Here is a 17,059-nt window from a genome sequence, read left to right on the forward strand (position 1 = left end):
TGTTCGCGGCCATGCCCTCGGCCGGGCTGAGCGCGGCGCCTCGGGGTCGCGGCGGGGCGGAGCTGCGTGCACAGGTCGAAGCCGCGTGGGCTGGGCGGAAAGAGACATCGCCAGACCCGGCACGACGGCAGACAGCAAGTTGCTCGGTTTGACTCCGCGCTGCCCGTCGCGCGCATCGGGCGTGTGCTCCCCCGGCCGGAGTCCGCGTCCAGCTACCACGGCCGGCGCCGGCCGTGGTAGCAGGACGCGGAGATATCCGGCTGGACATCCCCCTGTGGCCGTGGTGGGCGGCCTGGACTCCGGATGTGAGTCCGGAACAACCGGACAAATGGGCTGACGGGCGCTCGCAGGCTCGAGTCACCACGACTTCCGACCCCTGCATGCCGTGCCCGCCGATGCCATGATCGGCGGTTGTCGCATTGCCGGATCACGCCATGAAGTCGTTGCTGCTGCCTGCCCTTGTCGCCACCGCCCTCGCCCTGCCGGCCGCCCACGCGGCGCCGTCGCCGCAGGCCGCGTCGGCCACGCCGTCGCCTGCCAGCAGCGCGCCGCGCAGCGAGGCGGATGCCCGTTTCGAGGCGATCTACACGGCGGAGTGGGCGTGGCGGCAGGCGGAATTCGGCCGTGGCGAGGACGACGCCGGTACCGAGGTGCGTCGCGGCCTGCCCGATGTCGGCCCTCAGGCCCAGGCCGCGCGGCTGGCACGCTGGGAGCAGGTGCTGGCGGAGCTCGACACCATCGATGCCGACGCGCTGTCGGCCGAGAACCGCATCAACCTCGCGGTGTACCGGCCGCAGATCGAGAACCTCGCCGACAACGTGCGCCTGCGCAGCTACGAGATGCCGTTCAATTCCGACAGCTCGTTCTGGGCCAACCTGTCGTTCATGACCCGGCGGCCGTTCCGCACCGCCGCCGACTATGAAACCTACATCGCGCGGCTGGCCGACGTGCCGCGTCATTTCGACCAGCAGATCGACAATATGCGTGCGGGCCTGGCGCGCGGCTTCAGCGTGCCGCGCGCGGTGCTCGATGGCCGCGACGTGTCGATCGCGGCGGTGGCCGGACTCGACGATGCCGAGGCGGCAACGTTCTGGTCGCCGTTCGCGCGCATGCCGGCCAGCATTCCGGCCGCCGAACAGGAACGCCTGCGTGCGCAGGGCCGCGCGGCGATCGAATCGGCGGTGATCCCCGCGTTCGCCAACCTGCTGACTTTCTTCCGCAACGAATACGTGCCGCAGGCGCGCACCACCCTGGCCGCCGAGGCGATGCCGGGCGGCGAGGCGTTCTACCGCCAGCAGATCCGTGAATACACCACGCTCGAGCTGTCGCCGCAGCAGATCCACGACATCGGCCTGGCGGAAGTGGCGCGGATCCGCGCGCAGATGCAGGAGATCATCGACGGGCTCGACTTCAACGGTGATTTCGACGCATTCCTGGCTTTCCTGCGCACCGATCCGCAGTTCTATGCGAAGACCCCCGAGGAACTGCTGCATCGCGCGGCGTGGATCTCCAAGCGCGTGGACGGGGTGATCGGCCAGTACTTCGATCCGCTGCCGCGCGGCCGTTTCACCATCGTGCCGGTGCCCGACGACATCGCCCCGTTCTGGACCGCCGGTCGCGGCGGCATGGGCACCTACTGGCTCAACACCTACGACCTGCCCTCGCGGCCGATGTACAACCTGCCGGCCCTGACCCTGCACGAATCCGATCCGGGCCATGCCTTCCAGGCGGCGCTGGCGCGCGAGCAGGGCGAGCAGCCTGACTTCCGCCGCAACAGCTATATCTCGGCCTACGGCGAAGGCTGGGGCCTGTACGTGGAGAAGCTGGGCGAGGAGATGGGCATCTACGAGACGCCGTACGAGCACTTCGGCCGGCTGACCTACGAGATGTGGCGCGCGGCGCGCCTGGTCATCGACACCGGCGTGCACCACAAGGGCTGGAGCCGCGATCAGGCACTGGCCTTCCTGCGCGACAACACCGCGCTGTCCGAGCACGAGGTCACCACCGAGGTCGATCGCTACATCTCGTGGCCGGCGCAGGCGCTGTCCTACAAGCTCGGCGAGCTTGCGATCCTCGCGCTGCGTGCCGAGGCCGAGGCGGAACTGGGCGACCGCTTCGACATCCGCGCCTTCCACAGCGCGGTACTGCGTGAGGGTTCGGTGCCGCTGCCGGTGCTGGAATCGCAGATCCGGGGATTCATCCGTGACGCCAAGGCGGCACCGGCCACCGGAGCGCAGGCCACCGCGGCGCCCTGAGCCTGACGACCCGGGGCCATGCCACGCAGCCCCGTGCCGATCCCGCTGCGGCATGGGCCGGGATTGTGGATAACTTGCCGGGAACGCGGCGTCCCGGCATAATGCCCGGCTCGCTGTGCCCGCCTTCCTTGACCGGCAGGCAGGGTGGCCGTTTCCGGAAGCGCGATTCCGGCCCACCCGGCGCAGCCGCCGCACCCGCGGCGCAAGCCCGCATCGCGCGCCGCCACGCTTCATTGCGTGGCCGGCGGGGCCGTCGCCTCCCTGGCCAAGGGGGGCATCCACGCGGAATTTCCGCGACCTACCAGAGGTGCACCATGTCCCGAGTCTGCCAAGTCACCGGCAAGCGTACGACGACCGGCAACAACGTCTCGCACGCGATGAACAAGACCCGCCGCCGTTTCATGCCGAATCTCCACGAGCGCCGCTTCTGGGTCGCGTCGGAGAACCGCTGGATCAAGCTGCGCGTGTCCACCAACGCACTGCGTACCATCGACAAGAACGGCATCGATGCCGTGATCGCCGAGCTGCGCAAGCGCGGCGAAAAGATCTGAGGAGGATCTGACCATGGCTTCCAAGCGCGACAAGATCCGCCTGATTTCGTCGGCCGGTACCGGCCACTTCTACACCACCGACAAGAACAAGAAGAACACCCCCGGCAAGATGGAGATCAAGAAGTACGATCCCGTCGTGCGCAAGCACGTGCCGTACAAGGAAGGCAAGATCAAGTGATGTGACCGCCTGCGCTGCAGGCGTTCGATCACCGGCCCGCGCAAGCGGGCCTTACCGGAACCCGCCGCAAGGCGGGTTTCGTGTTTGTGGGACGGGCCTTCCCTGGTCCACCTGTCGCGACATCAGCCGCCGATACGCGGCTGACTGCAACCAGCGACAGCGGCGCTCCCCGCGCCGGACGAAAACGAAGCCGCGCCAGTGAAGCGTCGACGCGGCATCCGGACCGGGATTTGCGATAGCGGCCCATGGATGGGCCGCGGCGGCGAGTCAGACAGGACGTCTGACCGAGCCGGGGAGCAAGATCCCGGTTCGGAGGCCGCCTAACCGAAGCCGAGGCCCTGCTCCTGCTTTTTCCGTATCCGGACAGGAGACGGACTCGACTCGCAGTCGCCACTCCGGCTCCGCGTACACTCCAGCCGGTCTCGACGTCGGCCGGGGAGCGCTGATGCTGCCGAGCTGGATGCTGCTGCTGGTGTCGGTGGGCTATGCCGCGCTGCTGTTCGCGGTGGCGTGGTGGGGCGACCGCAATCCGGCGCACGTCCAGCGGCCGGCACTGCGGCCGGTGGTCTACAGCCTGGCGCTGGCGGTGTACTGCTCCTCGTGGACGTTCTACGGCGCCGTGGGCAGCGCCGCGCGCCACGGCCTGGGCTACCTACCGATCTACCTCGGTCCGTTGCTGCTGCTGGTGTTCGGCTGGCGCATCCTCGAGCGGATGGCGCTGATCGCGCAGTCGCAGAGCACGGTCTCGATCGCCGACTTCATTGCCGCCCGCTACGGCCGCTCGCAACGCCTGGCGGCGATGGTGGCGGTGATCGCGCTGGTCGCGGCGGTGCCCTACCTCGCGCTGCAGTACAAGGCGGTGGCGCTGTCGCTGCAGGTGCTGGGCGGGCCGGAGATGGGCAACAGCAGCTTCGGGGACCCGGCGCTGTACGTGGCGCTGCTGATGGCGCTGTTCGCGATCCTGTTCGGCACCCGCCAGGTCGATGCCACCGAACATCGCCCCGGCATGATGCTGGCCATCGCGCTGGAGTCGCTGGTCAAGCTGGTGGCGCTGATCGCGGTCGGCGTGTTCGCCCTGACCTGGCTCGGTGGCGGCGAACGCATCGCTGCCGCCACCGGAACGCTGTTCGCCCATGCCGCGCCCGACGGTTTCGTCGCGCAGACCCTGCTGGCCTTTGCCGCGATCTTCTGCCTGCCACGCCAGTTCCACGTCGCCATCGTCGAATGCGGCGATGTCTCGGAGATCCGCCGCGCGCGCTGGCTGTTCGGCGGCTACCTGGTGATCGTGAGCCTGATGGTGGTGCCGATCGCCGCGGCCGGCATCGCCCTGTTCGACGACAGCGCCGCGATCGCCGACACCTACGTGCTGGCGCTGCCGCTGGCGGAACGCCGCGAAGCACTGGCGCTGTTCGCCTATGTCGGCGGGTTCTCCGCCGCCACCGGCATGGTGATCGTGGCCAGCGTGGCGCTGGCGATCATGGTCTCCAACGACCTGGTGATGCCGCTGCTGCTGCGCCGTCGCGGCTGGGCGCAACGCCACGGTGGTGACCTCGCCGGCACCGTGCTGTGGGTGCGGCGGGTGGCCATCCTGTGCTTTGCCGGGCTGGCGTACGGCTATTACCGGGCCAGTGGCTCCAACACCACGCTGGCCTCCTACGGGCTGATGGCGTTCGCCGCGGTCGCGCAGTTCGCGCCGGCGCTGATCGGTGGGCTGTACTGGCGCGGCGCCAGCCGCCAGGGCGCCGAGGCCGGCCTGCTGATCGGCTTCGCGGTGTGGATCTACACCCTGCTTCTGCCCACCCTCACCGATGCCGGCTGGTTCGACGGTGCATGGCTGGAGGCCGGGCCGTTCGGGTTCGCCTGGCTGCGGCCGCGCGGGCTGTTCGGCATGCAGGGCTGGGATCCCCTCACCCACGGCACGTTCTGGGCGCTGCTGTTCAACATCGGCACCCTGCTGCTGGTGTCGCAACGCTGGCGCCCAGGGCTGGAAGAACACCTCGCCGCGGTGCCCTACCTCAATCCGTATGCGGAGCGGCGCGCGCCGGGCAGCAGCGAGTGGCGCAGCGGCCTGCAGGTGCGCGACCTGCTGACGCTGGCGCGGCGCATCGTCGGCGTGCGGCATGCACAGCGCGCGTTCGTCGAGCAGGCACAGTCGCTGCAGCAGGCGTTGCAGCCTTCGGCACCGGCCGACCGCGGCTGGGTGCAGTTCACCGAACGCCTGCTGGCCTCGGCGATCGGCGCGGCCTCGGCACGCCTGGTGCTGACCAGTTCCCTGCGTGGCTCGGGCATGGACCTGGGCGAGGTGGTGGCGGTGCTGGACGAGGCCGGCCAGGAGCTGCGCTTCAACCGCGAGATCCTGTCGACCACGCTGGAGAACATCGACCAGGGCGTGAGCGTGGTCGACCGCGAGATGCGCCTGGTGGCGTGGAACCGCCGCTACCAGCAGCTGTTCGATTATCCCGACGGCATGCTCTACGTCGGGCGCCCGGTCGCCGACCTGATCCGCTACAACGCCGAGCGTGGCGAGCTGGGCGACCTCGACGACGCAGGCATGGACACCGAGACCGCCAAGCGCATCGCCTACATGCGCGGCGGCTCGCCGCATGTGTCCGAACGCGTGCTCGGCAACGGGCTGGTCATCGAAGTCCGTGGCCAGCCGCTGCCGCGTGGCGGTTATGTCACCAGCTACAGCGACGTGACCGAATACAAGCGCGTCGAGCGCGCGCTGCGCGAGATCAACGAGACCCTGGAGCAGCGCGTCACCGTGCGCACCCGCGAGGCGGAGGCCGCGCAGCAGTCGCGCACGCGCTTCCTCGCAGCACTCAGCCACGACGTGCTGCAGCCGCTCAACGCGGCGCGGCTGTTCACCTCGGCGCTGCGCGAAAGCGACGGGGCCGACGAGCAGCGGCGGCTGGCCGAGCGCGTGGACACCTCGCTGCGCGCGGCCGAGGAACTGCTCGATGGCCTGCTCGACGTGTCGCGGCTGGACGCGGGCGCGCTGCGCCCGGAATGGTCGGACTTCGATGCCGCCGAACTGATGCAGGATCTCGCCGCACAGTACGCACCGATGGCGGCGGCGCGCGCGATCGAGTTGCGCCTGAGCGTGCGGTCGCTGCCGGTGCGCAGCGACCGCCGCCTGCTGCGGCGCGTGCTGCAGAACTTCCTCGCCAACGCACTGCGCTATACCCGCGAGGGCCGCATCGTGCTGGCGGCGCGGCCGCGCGGCGACAGCGTCGCACTGCAGGTCTGGGATACCGGGCCGGGCATTCCCGAACACCATATGCGGCAGATCTACGACGAGTTCCATCGCTACCAGCAGCCGTTCGACTGGGACGAGCGCGGGCTCGGGCTGGGCCTGTCGATCTGCCAGCGCATCTCGCGCCTGCTCGGCCATCGACTGGATGCGCGCTCGCGCGTGGGCCATGGCAGCGTGTTCTCGATCATGGTGCCGCGCGCCGCGCAGGCCGCACCCGTGCGCATGCGCACCGACAGCCTCGAACCCGGATCGCTGGCCGGCATGCGCGTGCTGTGCGTGGACAACGACCCCGACATCCTCGCTGGCATGCAGGCGCTGCTGCAGCGCTGGCAGGTGGAGGTGCTGGTCGCGACCACGGTCGATGCCGCACTCGCGCACATGGAGCAACGCCCCGACGTGCTGGTGGCCGACTACCACCTGCATGACCGCCTCGATGGGCTCGACACGCTCGATGCACTGCGCGCGATCGCGCCCGGCACGCCGGGTGTCCTGCTGACCGCCGATGGCAGCGACGCGTTGAAGCAGGCCGCGCGCAGGCGCGGGTACCGGGTGCTGACCAAACCGCTCAAGCCGGCGTCGCTGCGCGCGTTCCTGGCCGCGCAGACGCGGCTGATGCGCGTGGATTGACGGCGGCCGCCCACGCAGCGCGTCAGGCGCGCGGTCACCCTCCGCTCCGGCGTGGTCCAACAGCACGCATTGCGGTACCCGCGCGCAAGCGTGCGCCCACGGTGGAATCCATACCGGATGGCGTCGGCGGAGCCGGATGCAGGTGCTTGTTACACTGCGCCGCCCTCGACCAAGCACGCCGGATGACCGACACCCGTACCCGCAGCGACGCGCTGGGCAACCGCCTCGAACAGATCATCGCCGAGCTCGACGGCGAGCACCTCAGCCTGGGCGGCATCATCGAACGCATCGGCAGCGAAGGCCTGCTGCTGCTGTCGATGCTGCTGACCGTGGTGTTCCTGATCCCGGTATCGATCCCCGGCGTGAGCACGGTGTTCGGCGCGGCGCTGCTGCTGATCGGCATCAGCCGGCTGACCCGGCGTCCGCTGTGGCTGCCGGTGCGCCTGCGCGAACGCCGGCTGCCGGCGGAGAAGCTGCGCAACGGGCTGCGCCGCGGGCTGTCGTGGGTGCGCCGGCTCGAGCGCGTGAGCCGCCCCGGTCGCCTGGCGGCGCTGGCCGACAGCCGCGCCATCGACACCTTCAACAGCCTGGCCTTCATCTTCGCCGCGCTGCTGCTGATGGCGCCGTTCGGCTTCGTACCCTTCAGCAATACGTTCCCGGCGGTAGCGCTGCTGTTCTATGCGATCGGCATGATCCAGCGCGACGGCGGCGCGATCCTGCTCGGCCATCTCGCGACCATCGGCACCGTGGTGTACTTCGCCGTGCTGATCGGCGGTGGCGGCTACGCGCTGCACGCGCTGTGGCGGATGGTCGGCGGCAGCTGAGCACCGTCGGCGCGCAGGCGCCTGTGCCCGGAACCCACGATCCGTGCACGGGCGAGCGGCGCCGCGACGTGCTCAGCCGTCCTCGACATCGACCGGCGGTGCGGTGACGGCGGCCGGGTCCACCGCCAGCCGGCCGGCGATCAGCACCGCCTGTGTTCGGTTCGACGCACCGAGCTTGCGCAGGATCGCGCTCATGTGGGCCTTCACCGTGGCTTCTGAAACGCCGAGCTCGTAGCCGATCTGCTTGTTGAGCATGCCCTCGCCGAGCATCTGCAGCACGCGGAACTGCTGCGGGGTGAGGTCGCGGATCCGTGCGGCGACATCGTGTTCGTCGGCACTCGCCGCGGGGGCGGCGCTGGCGGCGGCGGGAATCCAGCGGTCGCCGTCGAGCACGCGCTGCAGGGCCTCGCCCAGCACCTGGGTGTCGGCCGACTTGGGGATGAAGCCCATCGCACCGTGGTCGAGCGCGCGCCGCATCACGCTGGGCTCCTCGCGCGCCGAGACGATCACGATCGGCAGCTGCGGATGCTGCGCACGCAGGTGCACCAGCGCGCTGAAGCCCTGCGCGCCGGGCATGTTGAGGTCCAGCAGCAGCAGGTCGGCATCGGGCTCGGCCTCGACCAGCACGTAGAGGCTGGCGGTATCGCTGGCCTCGCACAGGCGGGCGGCCGGCAACGTGCGCGCGACCGCGCCGCGCAGCGCTTCGCGGAACAGCGGATGGTCGTCGGCGACGAGGATGGTCTGGGCCATGCGTGCGTGTGCCTGCGCTGTCCGCGGCTGCATGTCAGCCCGCGGCACCCCGGCGTTCGCGCAACAGCGATTCCACCACCGAGGGATCGGCGAGCGTGGTGGTGTCGCCGAGCTGGTCGGGAGCGTTCTCGGCGATCTTGCGCAAGATCCGCCGCATGATCTTGCCCGAGCGCGTCTTCGGCAGCCCCGGCGCCCATTGCAGATGGTCGGGCGTGGCGATGGGGCCGATCTCGCCGCGCACATGCGCCACAAGTTCCTTCAGCAGCGCGTCGGTGCCCTCCTCGCCGGCCACCAGGGTCACGTAGGCGTAGATGCCCTGGCCCTTGATGTCGTGCGGGAAACCCACCACCGCGGCCTCGGCCACCTTCGGGTGCGAGACCAGCGCGCTTTCGACCTCGGCGGTGCCGATGCGGTGCCCCGACACGTTGATGACGTCGTCGACGCGGCCGGTGATCCAGTAATCGCCGTCGGCGTCGCGGCGGCAGCCGTCGCCGGTGAAATAGCTGCCGGGATAGGCGCTGAAATAGGTGTCGATGAAACGCTGGTGGTCGCCGTAGACGGTCCGCATCTGCCCCGGCCACGAATCCAGGATCACCAGGTTGCCCTCGGCCTCGCCCTCGAGCACGGTGCCCTGCGCATCGACGATGGCCGGTTGCACGCCGAAGAACGGCCGGGTCGCCGACCCCGGCTTGGCGTCGATGGCGCCGGGCAGCGGCGCAATGAGGATGCCGCCGGTCTCGGTCTGCCACCAGGTATCGACCACCGGGCAGCGGCCGTCGCCGACCACCCCGTGGTACCAGCGCCAGGCTTCCGGATTGATCGGTTCGCCGACGGTGCCGAGGATGCGCAGCGAGGCGCGCGAGGACGACTTCACCGGTGCGTCGCCATCACGCATCAACGCGCGGATCGCGGTCGGCGCGGTGTAGAAGATGCTGACCTTGTGGCGGTCGACCACCTCCCAGAAGCGCGAGACGCTCGGGTAGTTCGGCACGCCCTCGAACATCAGCGAGGTCGCGCCGTTGGCCAGCGGGCCGTAGACGATGTAGCTGTGGCCGGTGACCCAGCCGACGTCGGCGGTGCACCAGTACACGTCGTCCTCGCGCAGGTCGAACACCGCCTCGTGGGTGTAGCTGGCGAACACCAGATAGCCGCCGGTGGTGTGCAGCACGCCCTTCGGTTTGCCGGTGGAACCGGAGGTGTAGAGGATGAACAGCGGATCCTCCGCGTTCATGCGCTCGGGCTCGCAGGTGTCGGGCTGGTCGTCGACGACGGCGTCGTACCAGCGGTCGCGCGGCATCTGCATGCCGACCGCACCGCCGGTGTGGCGCACCACCAGCACGGTTTCCACGCTGTTGGTGCCGGGCAGTTTCAGCGCCGCGTCGACATTGGCCTTGAGCGGGATCCGGCGCCCGCCACGCAACCCCTCGTCGGCGGTGATGATGAGTTTCGAGCCGCAGTCGGCCACGCGGTCGGCGATCGACGCCGGCGAGAAGCCGCCGAACACCACCGTATGCACCGCACCGACGCGCGCGCAGGCCAGCATGGCCACGGCCGATTCCACGATCATCGGCAGGTAGATGGTGACGCGGTCGCCCTTGCGCACGCCGAGGCTGCGCAGCGCGTTGGCGAGCCTGCATACGCGCGCATGCAGTTCGCGATAGGAGACATGCCGCGGCGGCGTGGCCGGGTCGTCGCCTTCCCAGAGGATCGCGGTCTTGTCGCCGCGCGTGTCGAGGTGGCGGTCGAGGCAATTGACGCTGGCATTGAGCTCGCCGTCGCCGTACCAGCGGATGCGGAAATCCTCCAGCGCGAAGCTGACGTCGCGGATCTGCGTGGGCACTTGCATCCACTGCAGGCGTTGCGCGGCCCTCGCCCAGAACGCGTCGGGATCGCGCACCGATTCGTCGTAGAGGCGCTCGTAGTCCCCGCGGCCGATCGCGGCCTGCGCGGCAAGGGCCTCGGGGACGGGATAGACGGAAGGGGGCGTGGACATGGCGCGGCTCCGGTATGGCCTTGACCGGAGAGTGTGCCGCATCCATCCGGGGCCCGGTCTAGACGTTGGTCTAAGCCTGCGACACCTACGACCAATGGTGTATTGGCGCCCCCCGCAGGCGCGCGCAGGCTCCGATCCGATCGGTCCGCGCGCGGACCCGCATCCGCATCGGGAGGGAATCATGAAACGGATCCAGCACGACAGGGTGCGACCGCAGTGGCTCGCGGCCGCGACGATGACGGCACTGGCACTGGCCATGCCGGGCGTGGCGTCGGCGCAGACCGCGAAGGAACGCGAGCTGGAGGCGCGGATCGCCCAGCTCGAGTCGCAGGTACAGGCGCTGCTGTCGCAACAGCAGCAGACCGCCACCCAGGTGCAGGAAGTGCGCACCGCGCAGGCGGCGCAACCGGCACGTCCCGCGGTGCCCGCAGGCGCGCAGCCGATCCAGGCCACGACGATCACCCCGCAGGCCAATCCCGGCACGGTGTTCACCGTCGGCGGCATGATCCGCATGGACGCGATGGCAACGAAGACCACCGATGGCGACATCGCCAAGGGCAGCGCCGGGCGCGACTTTTACGTGCCGGGCGCAATCCCCGTTGGCGGCAACGGCCCGGAGACCTACTCCGATGCCCACCTGAAGTTCTCGCGCCTGTGGCTGGATGCCAGCACCACGCTCGACTCCGGCGACAGGCTCGCCGCGCGTCTGGAGCTCGACTTCTTCGGCGGCTCGCTCGGCAACACCGCCGCCACCAACACCTACGGCGCCACCCTGCGCCACGCCTACGTGAGCTGGAACAACTGGCTCGCCGGCCAGACCTGGTCGAACTTCATGGACACCGCGGCGCTGATCGACGCGGTCGACTTCGTCGGCCCGACCGACGCGGTGGTGTTCGTGCGCCAGCCGCAGCTCAGGTACACCAACGGCCCGTGGGCGGTATCGCTGGAAAGTCCCGAGACCACGGTGCAGCCGCTCAATGGCGCCCCGCGGGTGATCGGCGGCGACAACAGCGCGATGCCTGATGTCATCGCCCGCTACACCCACAAGGCCGACTGGGGCCACTTCAGCGTGGCCGGCATGGCGCGGCAACTGAAGTACGAACCGGTGGCCGGCGCCGACAGCACCGATACCGGCTACGGCGCGACGGTCAGCGGCCTGGTCAAGATGGGCGACGCCACCGACCTGCGCTACCAGCTCACCGGTGGCGACGGCATCGGCCGCTACATCGGCCTGGCCACGATCCAGCAGGACGCGATGCTCGACACCTCGGGCGACATCGACGCGCTCGGCGGCTGGGCGGGCTACGTCGGCCTGCGCCACGTGTTCAATCCGCGCGTGCGCGGCAACCTCTACCACGCACGCTCGCAATGGGGCAACGAGATCGCGTGGACCGGCACCGGGGTCACCAGCAAGGTGCAGTCCTGGCACGCCAACCTGATCTGGACGCCGTACCCGAAGCTCGATCTCGGCGTGGAGGCCATCTGGGGCGAGCGCACGCTCGAATCCGGCGTCGACGGTGAACTGATCCGCCTGCACACCATGGCCCGCTACAGCTTCTGATCCCTACCACGCCGGCACCTGCCGGCGTGGTTCCTTTCGTCACCGACATCGCGTGGGAGGCAACATGTCGACAACACCGGCCACTACACCGCCGCCGCAAACACGGGGAATCTCGAAGGAACACCGCAAGGTGATCATCGCGTCCAGCCTCGGCACCGTGTTCGAGTGGTACGACTTCTATCTGTACGGCTCGCTGGCAGCGGTGATCGCCGTGCACTTCTTCTCCGCACTGGCGCCGGGCCCGGCCTTCATCATGGCGCTGCTGACCTTTGCCGCCGGCTTCGCCGTGCGCCCGTTCGGCGCGATCGTGTTCGGCCGGCTGGGCGACATGATCGGGCGCAAGTACACCTTCCTGATCACCATCGTGATCATGGGCGTGTCGACATTCCTCGTCGGCGTGCTGCCCGGCTACGCCACCATTGGCATCGCCGCGCCGATCATCCTGGTGGTGTTGCGCTGCCTGCAGGGCCTTGCGCTCGGTGGCGAGTACGGCGGTGCCGCGACCTATGTCGCCGAGCATGCGCCGCACGGCAAACGCGGCCTGTACACCAGCTTCATCCAGACCACGGCGACGGTCGGACTGTTCCTGTCGCTGCTGGTGATCCTGGGCTGCCGGCTGATCCTGGGCAACGAGGCGTTCGCCGAATGGGGCTGGCGCATTCCGTTCCTGATCTCGTTCGTGCTGCTGATCATCTCGATCTGGATCCGCATGCAGCTCAGCGAGTCGCCGCTGTTCCAGAAGATGAAGGAGGAAGGCACGCGTTCGAAGGCACCGCTGACCGAGAGCTTCGGCACCTGGAGCAACGGCAGGATCGTGCTGCTGGCGCTGTTCGGGGCCACCGCCGGCCAGGCCGTGGTCTGGTACGCCGGCCAGTTCTACGCGCTGTTCTTCATGACCCAGACGCTCAAGGTCGATCCGATCACCGCCAACCTGTTCATCGCGGCGGCGCTGGCGATCGCCACCGGTGGCTTCGTGTTCTTCGGCTGGCTGTCGGACAAGATCGGCCGCAAGCCGATCATCATGGCGGGCTGCCTGCTGGCGGCGTTGACCTACTTCCCGATCTTCAAGGGGCTGACGCATTACGCCAATCCGGCACTGGAAGCGGCCACCCGCGACGCACCGGCGGTGGTGGTGGCGGACCCGCGCGACTGCTCGTTCCAGTTCGTGCCCAGCGAGCTGAAGAGCCACGTCACCTTCAACAACTCGTGCGACCTGGTGAAGAACGTGCTCAACGCCCGCGGCGTGAGCTACACCAACGAGGAGGCACCGGCCGGCACCCTTGCCAGCGTGCGCATCGGCGACCGCGTGGTGCAGAGCCTCAACCTCACCCAGCTGTCGGGCGAGGACGCCGGCGAGGCGCAGGCACGGCTGACCGCGGAGCTGGGATCGGCACTGGACGCCGCCGGCTACCCGATGGCCGCCGACAACGACGCCATGAACAAGCCGATGGTGCTGCTGCTGCTGACGATCCTGGTGCTGTACGTGACGATGGTCTACGGGCCGATCGCGGCGTGGCTGGTCGAGCTGTTCCCGACCCGCATCCGCTACACCTCGATGAGCCTGCCGTACCACATCGGCAACGGCTGGTTCGGCGGCTTCCTGCCGACCACGGCCTTCGCGGTGGTGTTGTTGACCGGCAACATCTACGCAGGCCTGTGGTACCCGATCGTCATCGCCGTCATGACCTTCATCATCGGCACGTTCTTCCTCCGCGAGACCAAGGACGTCGACATCACCCAGTAGTGCGGCCCCGATGGACGACAGGCCGGCCCCTTCGGGGGCCGGCCTTTTTGATGGGACTTGTCCGGTGCGCATCTCGCAGCCGCGGGTCGCTGGGTGATCGCCGCAGGCCCCGATCGACGCGGACCGGCGCCGCTAGAGCGGTGGCGCGGCCAGCTCGCGGGCGTCGAGGTAGCCGTCGCGGTTGGCGTCCTGGCGGTTGAAGCGCTCCGCCAGGCGCGCGAGATAGGCTTCGCGGGTGAGCAGCGGGGCGCGACCGCCCGGTTGCTCGCCGGGGTCGAGCCGGCCATCGCCGTTGGCGTCCATGCGTTCGAACGCATACAGCATCCAGGCCTGGTATTCGGCGACCGAAACACGGCCGTCGCCATCACTGTCCATCCGCGACAGGTAATCGCCGGTGGCAGTGACCTGGGCCGACGCAAGGCCGACCGCGGCCAGCAACAGCAGGCAACACGCCCACACCCGCGCGCTGGCGCCCGGGCCCGACCGGGGCCGCACCTGCGCCTCAGCCACGCGCGGGCTGCAGGGCGTAGCCCTTCAGGCGCGCCGAATACTCCTGCAGCGTGCGGATGCCGGAGGCTTCGGCGTCCTGGCACCAGGCCTGCAGCTGGCGCAGCCGCTCCCCCGCATCGTGGCTGCGTGCTTCGAGCACCGCCGCCAGTTTCGCCCGGTACTCCACCAACGTGCGGATGCGCGGTCGCTGCTCGACCCACTGCTGCAGCTGCTCGCGCGCCTCGGGCTGCAACCAGCGGCCGTCATCGGCCAGCGCCTTGCGCAGGCGCCGCGGCAGCAGCGCGCGCATCCGCGCACCGGCGATGCGTGCCTCCTCGCGCAGGGCGGGCTTGATCACGTTGCGGTGGTAATCGGTCATCGCCTGGAAGCGGTGCGCCAGCAGCGCGCGCACGGTATCCGCATCGGGCACGTGGATGTTCGGCCGCACGTCGAGCGACGGCGCCACGCGCAGCACCCGCGCCAGCCCCACCGCCTGCAGCGCGCGGATCACCACCCAGCCGATATCGAGTTCGAAGCGGCGCAGCGCGAACTTCGCCGAGCTGGGAAATGCGTGGTGGTTGTTGTGCAGTTCCTCGCCGCCGATCCACACGCCCCACGGGCTGAGGTTGGTGGCGGTGTCGGTGGTTTCGAAGTTGCGGTAGCCCCACCAGTGGCCGAGGCCGTTGACCACGCCGGCGGCCCAGAACGGGATCCATGCCATCTGCAGCGCCCACATCGCCACGCCGGCAACGCCGAACAGCGCGAACAGCACCAGCAGCAGCACCGTCGGGCCCAGCGTCGAATGCGGCGTATAGACGCGGCGCTCGATCCAGTCCTGCGGGCAACCCTTGCCGTACTGCTCGATGTCGCCCTGCTGCGTGCGCGCCTCGCGGTACAACTCCACGCCGCGCCAGAACACCGTGCCGATGCCCTTGTGCATCGGGCTGTGCGGATCCTCTTCGGTCTCGCACTTGGCGTGGTGCTTGCGGTGGATGGCCACCCATTCGCGCGTCACCATGCCGGTCGACAGCCAGGTCCAGGCGCGGAACACGTGCGCCACCGCCGGATGGAAGTCGACGCCGCGATGCGCCTGGCTGCGGTGCAGGTACAGGGTGACCGAGAAGATGGTGAGCTGGGTGGCGATGAGGAACACCACCAGCAGCGGCCAGAAGCCGGCCTGGACGAGGCCACCGGCGAGGAAATCGAGCACGGGCATGGACCGGATCGGAGGGACCGGGCCATCTTGGGCCGGGTCCGCGACCGATGCCATCCCTGCGCGCGCGTACGTTGCGGCCGGTACACCGTCGTGCAGGCCTTGCCGGAAGCGGCCCGGGCTCCCATCTTCTGCCGGAGTCGTCACGGCCCCACCCATGCCCGAACTGCCCGAAGTCGAGACCACCCGCCGCGGCCTGCTGCCGCACCTCGCCGGTCGCACCATCACCGGCGTGACCCTGCGCCGCGCCGACCTGCGCTGGCCGATCCCGCCGCAGCTGCCGCACTGGCTGGCCGGGCAGCGCGTCGACGACGTGCGTCGCCGCGCCAAGTACCTGCTGCTGGATACCGCGCCCGGCAGCGCGCTGCTGCACCTGGGGATGTCCGGCAGCCTGCGGGTGCTGCCCGCCGATACGCCGCTGCGCGCGCACGACCACGTCGACATCACCCTCGACGACGGCCGCGTGCTGCGCTTCAACGACCCGCGCCGCTTCGGCTGCCTGCTGTGGCAGCCCGCCGGCGAGGTGCATCCGCTGCTCGCGGGGCTGGGGCCGGAGCCGTTGTCGGATCACTTCGATGGCGATCACCTGTACCGCCTCTCGCGCGGACGCAGGGCGCCAGTGAAGACCTTCCTGATGGACCAGGCGGTGGTGGTGGGCGTGGGCAACATCTACGCCGCGGAGGCGCTGTTCATGGCCGGCGTCTCGCCGTTGCGCGCGGCCGGCCGGGTGTCGCGCGGTCGCTATGGGTTGCTCGCCGATGCGGTGAAGACCGTGCTCGGACATGCCATCCAACGCGGCGGCACCACGTTGCGCGACTTCATCAGCCCCGATGGCGCACCCGGCTATTTCGAACAGGAGCTCAGCGCGTACGGCCGTGGCGGCGCCCCTTGCCGCCGCTGTGGCCGCCCGCTGCGACAGGCGCTGATCGGCCAGCGCGCCAGCGTCTGGTGCCCGGCCTGCCAGCGCTGAGCGTCGCGCGCACCCTGCTGCTGCGCGCTATAGTCGGCGCGGGCGACATTCGGGGATGGCAATGTCGGACGTGGCGGAAATCACCCTGTGGCTGGATGCCGCGCGCGGCGGAGACCGCGCCGCGATGGACCAGGTGCTGTCGACGCTCTACCAGGAGCTGCACGCCATGGCGCGGCGCCAGCTGGCCGGGCAGCACGGGCAGACGCTCGATGCCACCGCGCTGGTGCACGAGGCCTATCTCAAACTCATCGGTGGCCAGGCCGCGCGCTTCGACGACCGCGCGCATTTCTTCGCCTATGCGGCATCGGCCATGCGCAGCGTGGTGGTCGACTACGCGCGCCAGCGGCTTGCGCGCAAGCGCGGCGGCGACCTGCATCGCGTCACCGACCTGCCCGAGGATCTCGCCGGCGGCGTGCGCCTGGACGAGGACACGCTGGCGCTGGATGCGGCGCTGACCGCGCTGGGGCGGGTCGACGAGCGGCTGGCGCGGGTGGTCGAGCTGCGCTATTTCGCCGGCCTCTCGGAGCTGGAGATCGCCGCGCTGATGGAACGTTCCGAACGCAGCGTGCGCCGCGACTGGCAGAAGGCGCGGATGTACCTGCTGGCCGCGCTGCAGGATGGACCGGCGGCCTGACCCCGGGGGCCGCG

General features: G+C 69.7%; 13 protein-coding genes. 9 read left to right on the plus strand and 4 right to left on the minus strand.

Annotation, left to right across the window (positions count from 1 at the left end; all coding sequences use genetic code 11):
- Nucleotides 1–443 precede the first annotated feature (443 nt).
- From E5843_RS13380 to E5843_RS13405, 5 genes are all read left to right on the plus strand, one after another.
- Nucleotides 444–2,255, plus strand: a complete 1,812-nt coding sequence (locus E5843_RS13380) for a DUF885 domain-containing protein (protein WP_425480749.1) — start codon at nt 444–446, stop codon at nt 2,253–2,255.
- Nucleotides 2,256–2,569: 314 nt separating this feature from the next.
- A complete protein-coding gene (gene rpmB, locus E5843_RS13385) occupies nt 2,570–2,806 on the plus strand; it encodes a 50S ribosomal protein L28 (protein WP_134674413.1) in 237 nt (78 codons plus the stop codon).
- Between the two features lie 13 nt (nt 2,807–2,819).
- Nucleotides 2,820–2,984 carry a 50S ribosomal protein L33 gene (gene rpmG / locus E5843_RS13390; protein ID WP_036137644.1) on the plus strand — a complete coding sequence of 55 codons (165 nt, stop codon included), beginning with the start codon at nt 2,820–2,822 and terminating at the stop codon, nt 2,982–2,984.
- Between the two features lie 445 nt (nt 2,985–3,429).
- Nucleotides 3,430–6,867: a hybrid sensor histidine kinase/response regulator gene (locus E5843_RS13400; RefSeq protein WP_141066079.1), complete on the plus strand. Its 3,438-nt coding sequence runs from the start codon at nt 3,430–3,432 to the stop codon at nt 6,865–6,867.
- Nucleotides 6,868–7,049: 182 nt separating this feature from the next.
- A complete protein-coding gene (locus E5843_RS13405) occupies nt 7,050–7,691 on the plus strand; it encodes an exopolysaccharide biosynthesis protein (protein WP_136412927.1) in 642 nt (213 codons plus the stop codon).
- Between the two features lie 72 nt (nt 7,692–7,763).
- Here the strand turns inward: E5843_RS13405 and E5843_RS13410 are convergent, their stop codons facing one another.
- Together E5843_RS13410 and acs are read right to left on the minus strand one after the other, a co-directional pair.
- Nucleotides 7,764–8,441, minus strand: a complete 678-nt coding sequence (locus E5843_RS13410; protein WP_134674416.1) for a response regulator transcription factor — start codon at nt 8,439–8,441, stop codon at nt 7,764–7,766.
- A 34-nt stretch (nt 8,442–8,475) separates the two neighbouring features.
- Nucleotides 8,476–10,434: an acetate--CoA ligase gene (gene acs, locus E5843_RS13415; RefSeq protein ID WP_136412928.1), complete on the minus strand. Its 1,959-nt coding sequence runs from the start codon at nt 10,432–10,434 to the stop codon at nt 8,476–8,478.
- A gap of 190 nt (nt 10,435–10,624) precedes the next feature.
- Here acs and E5843_RS13420 point away from each other — a divergent pair, with 190 nt between their 5' ends.
- Nucleotides 10,625–11,995: a DcaP family trimeric outer membrane transporter gene (locus tag E5843_RS13420; RefSeq protein WP_425480750.1), complete on the plus strand. Its 1,371-nt coding sequence runs from the start codon at nt 10,625–10,627 to the stop codon at nt 11,993–11,995.
- 64 nt (nt 11,996–12,059) lie between these two features.
- Nucleotides 12,060–13,739 (plus strand): MFS transporter, encoded by a 1,680-nt coding sequence (locus tag E5843_RS13425; RefSeq protein ID WP_136412929.1) that lies wholly within the window; start codon nt 12,060–12,062, stop codon nt 13,737–13,739.
- A 132-nt stretch (nt 13,740–13,871) separates the two neighbouring features.
- Here E5843_RS13425 and E5843_RS13430 read toward each other — a convergent pair whose 3' ends face one another.
- Nucleotides 13,872–14,198, minus strand: coding sequence for an EF-hand domain-containing protein (locus tag E5843_RS13430; RefSeq protein ID WP_244240892.1), 327 nt, complete (start codon nt 14,196–14,198; stop codon nt 13,872–13,874).
- Nucleotides 14,199–14,241: 43 nt separating this feature from the next.
- Complete coding sequence (locus tag E5843_RS13435; RefSeq protein ID WP_425480719.1) at nt 14,242–15,444, minus strand: DesA family fatty acid desaturase; 1,203 nt, start codon at nt 15,442–15,444, stop codon at nt 14,242–14,244.
- Nucleotides 15,445–15,598: 154 nt separating this feature from the next.
- Here E5843_RS13435 and mutM point away from each other — a divergent pair, with 154 nt between their 5' ends.
- A complete protein-coding gene (gene mutM, locus E5843_RS13440; protein WP_136412930.1) occupies nt 15,599–16,411 on the plus strand; it encodes a bifunctional DNA-formamidopyrimidine glycosylase/DNA-(apurinic or apyrimidinic site) lyase in 813 nt (270 codons plus the stop codon).
- Between the two features lie 55 nt (nt 16,412–16,466).
- Entirely contained in the window at nt 16,467–17,045 is a 579-nt protein-coding gene (locus E5843_RS13445; protein ID WP_243733081.1) for an ECF-type sigma factor, read from the plus strand.
- Nucleotides 17,046–17,059: the final 14 nt, after the last annotated feature.

It is taken from the genome of Luteimonas yindakuii, assembly GCF_004803715.2.
GTDB lineage: Bacteria > Pseudomonadota > Gammaproteobacteria > Xanthomonadales > Xanthomonadaceae > Luteimonas > Luteimonas yindakuii.

Coding starts and splice junctions, on each gene's coding strand:
- E5843_RS13400 (WP_141066079.1), top strand. CDS start 3,430: ATGCTGCCGAGCTGGATGCTGCTGCTGGTGTCGGTGGGCTATGCCGCG.
- E5843_RS13425 (WP_136412929.1), top strand. CDS start 12,060: ATGTCGACAACACCGGCCACTACACCGCCGCCGCAAACACGGGGAATC.
- acs (WP_136412928.1), bottom strand. CDS start 10,434: ATGTCCACGCCCCCTTCCGTCTATCCCGTCCCCGAGGCCCTTGCCGCG.
- E5843_RS13410 (WP_134674416.1), bottom strand. CDS start 8,441: ATGGCCCAGACCATCCTCGTCGCCGACGACCATCCGCTGTTCCGCGAA.
- E5843_RS13435 (WP_425480719.1), bottom strand. CDS start 15,444: ATGCCCGTGCTCGATTTCCTCGCCGGTGGCCTCGTCCAGGCCGGCTTC.
- rpmB (WP_134674413.1), top strand. CDS start 2,570: ATGTCCCGAGTCTGCCAAGTCACCGGCAAGCGTACGACGACCGGCAAC.
- E5843_RS13445 (WP_243733081.1), top strand. CDS start 16,467: ATGGCAATGTCGGACGTGGCGGAAATCACCCTGTGGCTGGATGCCGCG.
- E5843_RS13405 (WP_136412927.1), top strand. CDS start 7,050: ATGACCGACACCCGTACCCGCAGCGACGCGCTGGGCAACCGCCTCGAA.
- rpmG (WP_036137644.1), top strand. CDS start 2,820: ATGGCTTCCAAGCGCGACAAGATCCGCCTGATTTCGTCGGCCGGTACC.
- mutM (WP_136412930.1), top strand. CDS start 15,599: ATGCCCGAACTGCCCGAAGTCGAGACCACCCGCCGCGGCCTGCTGCCG.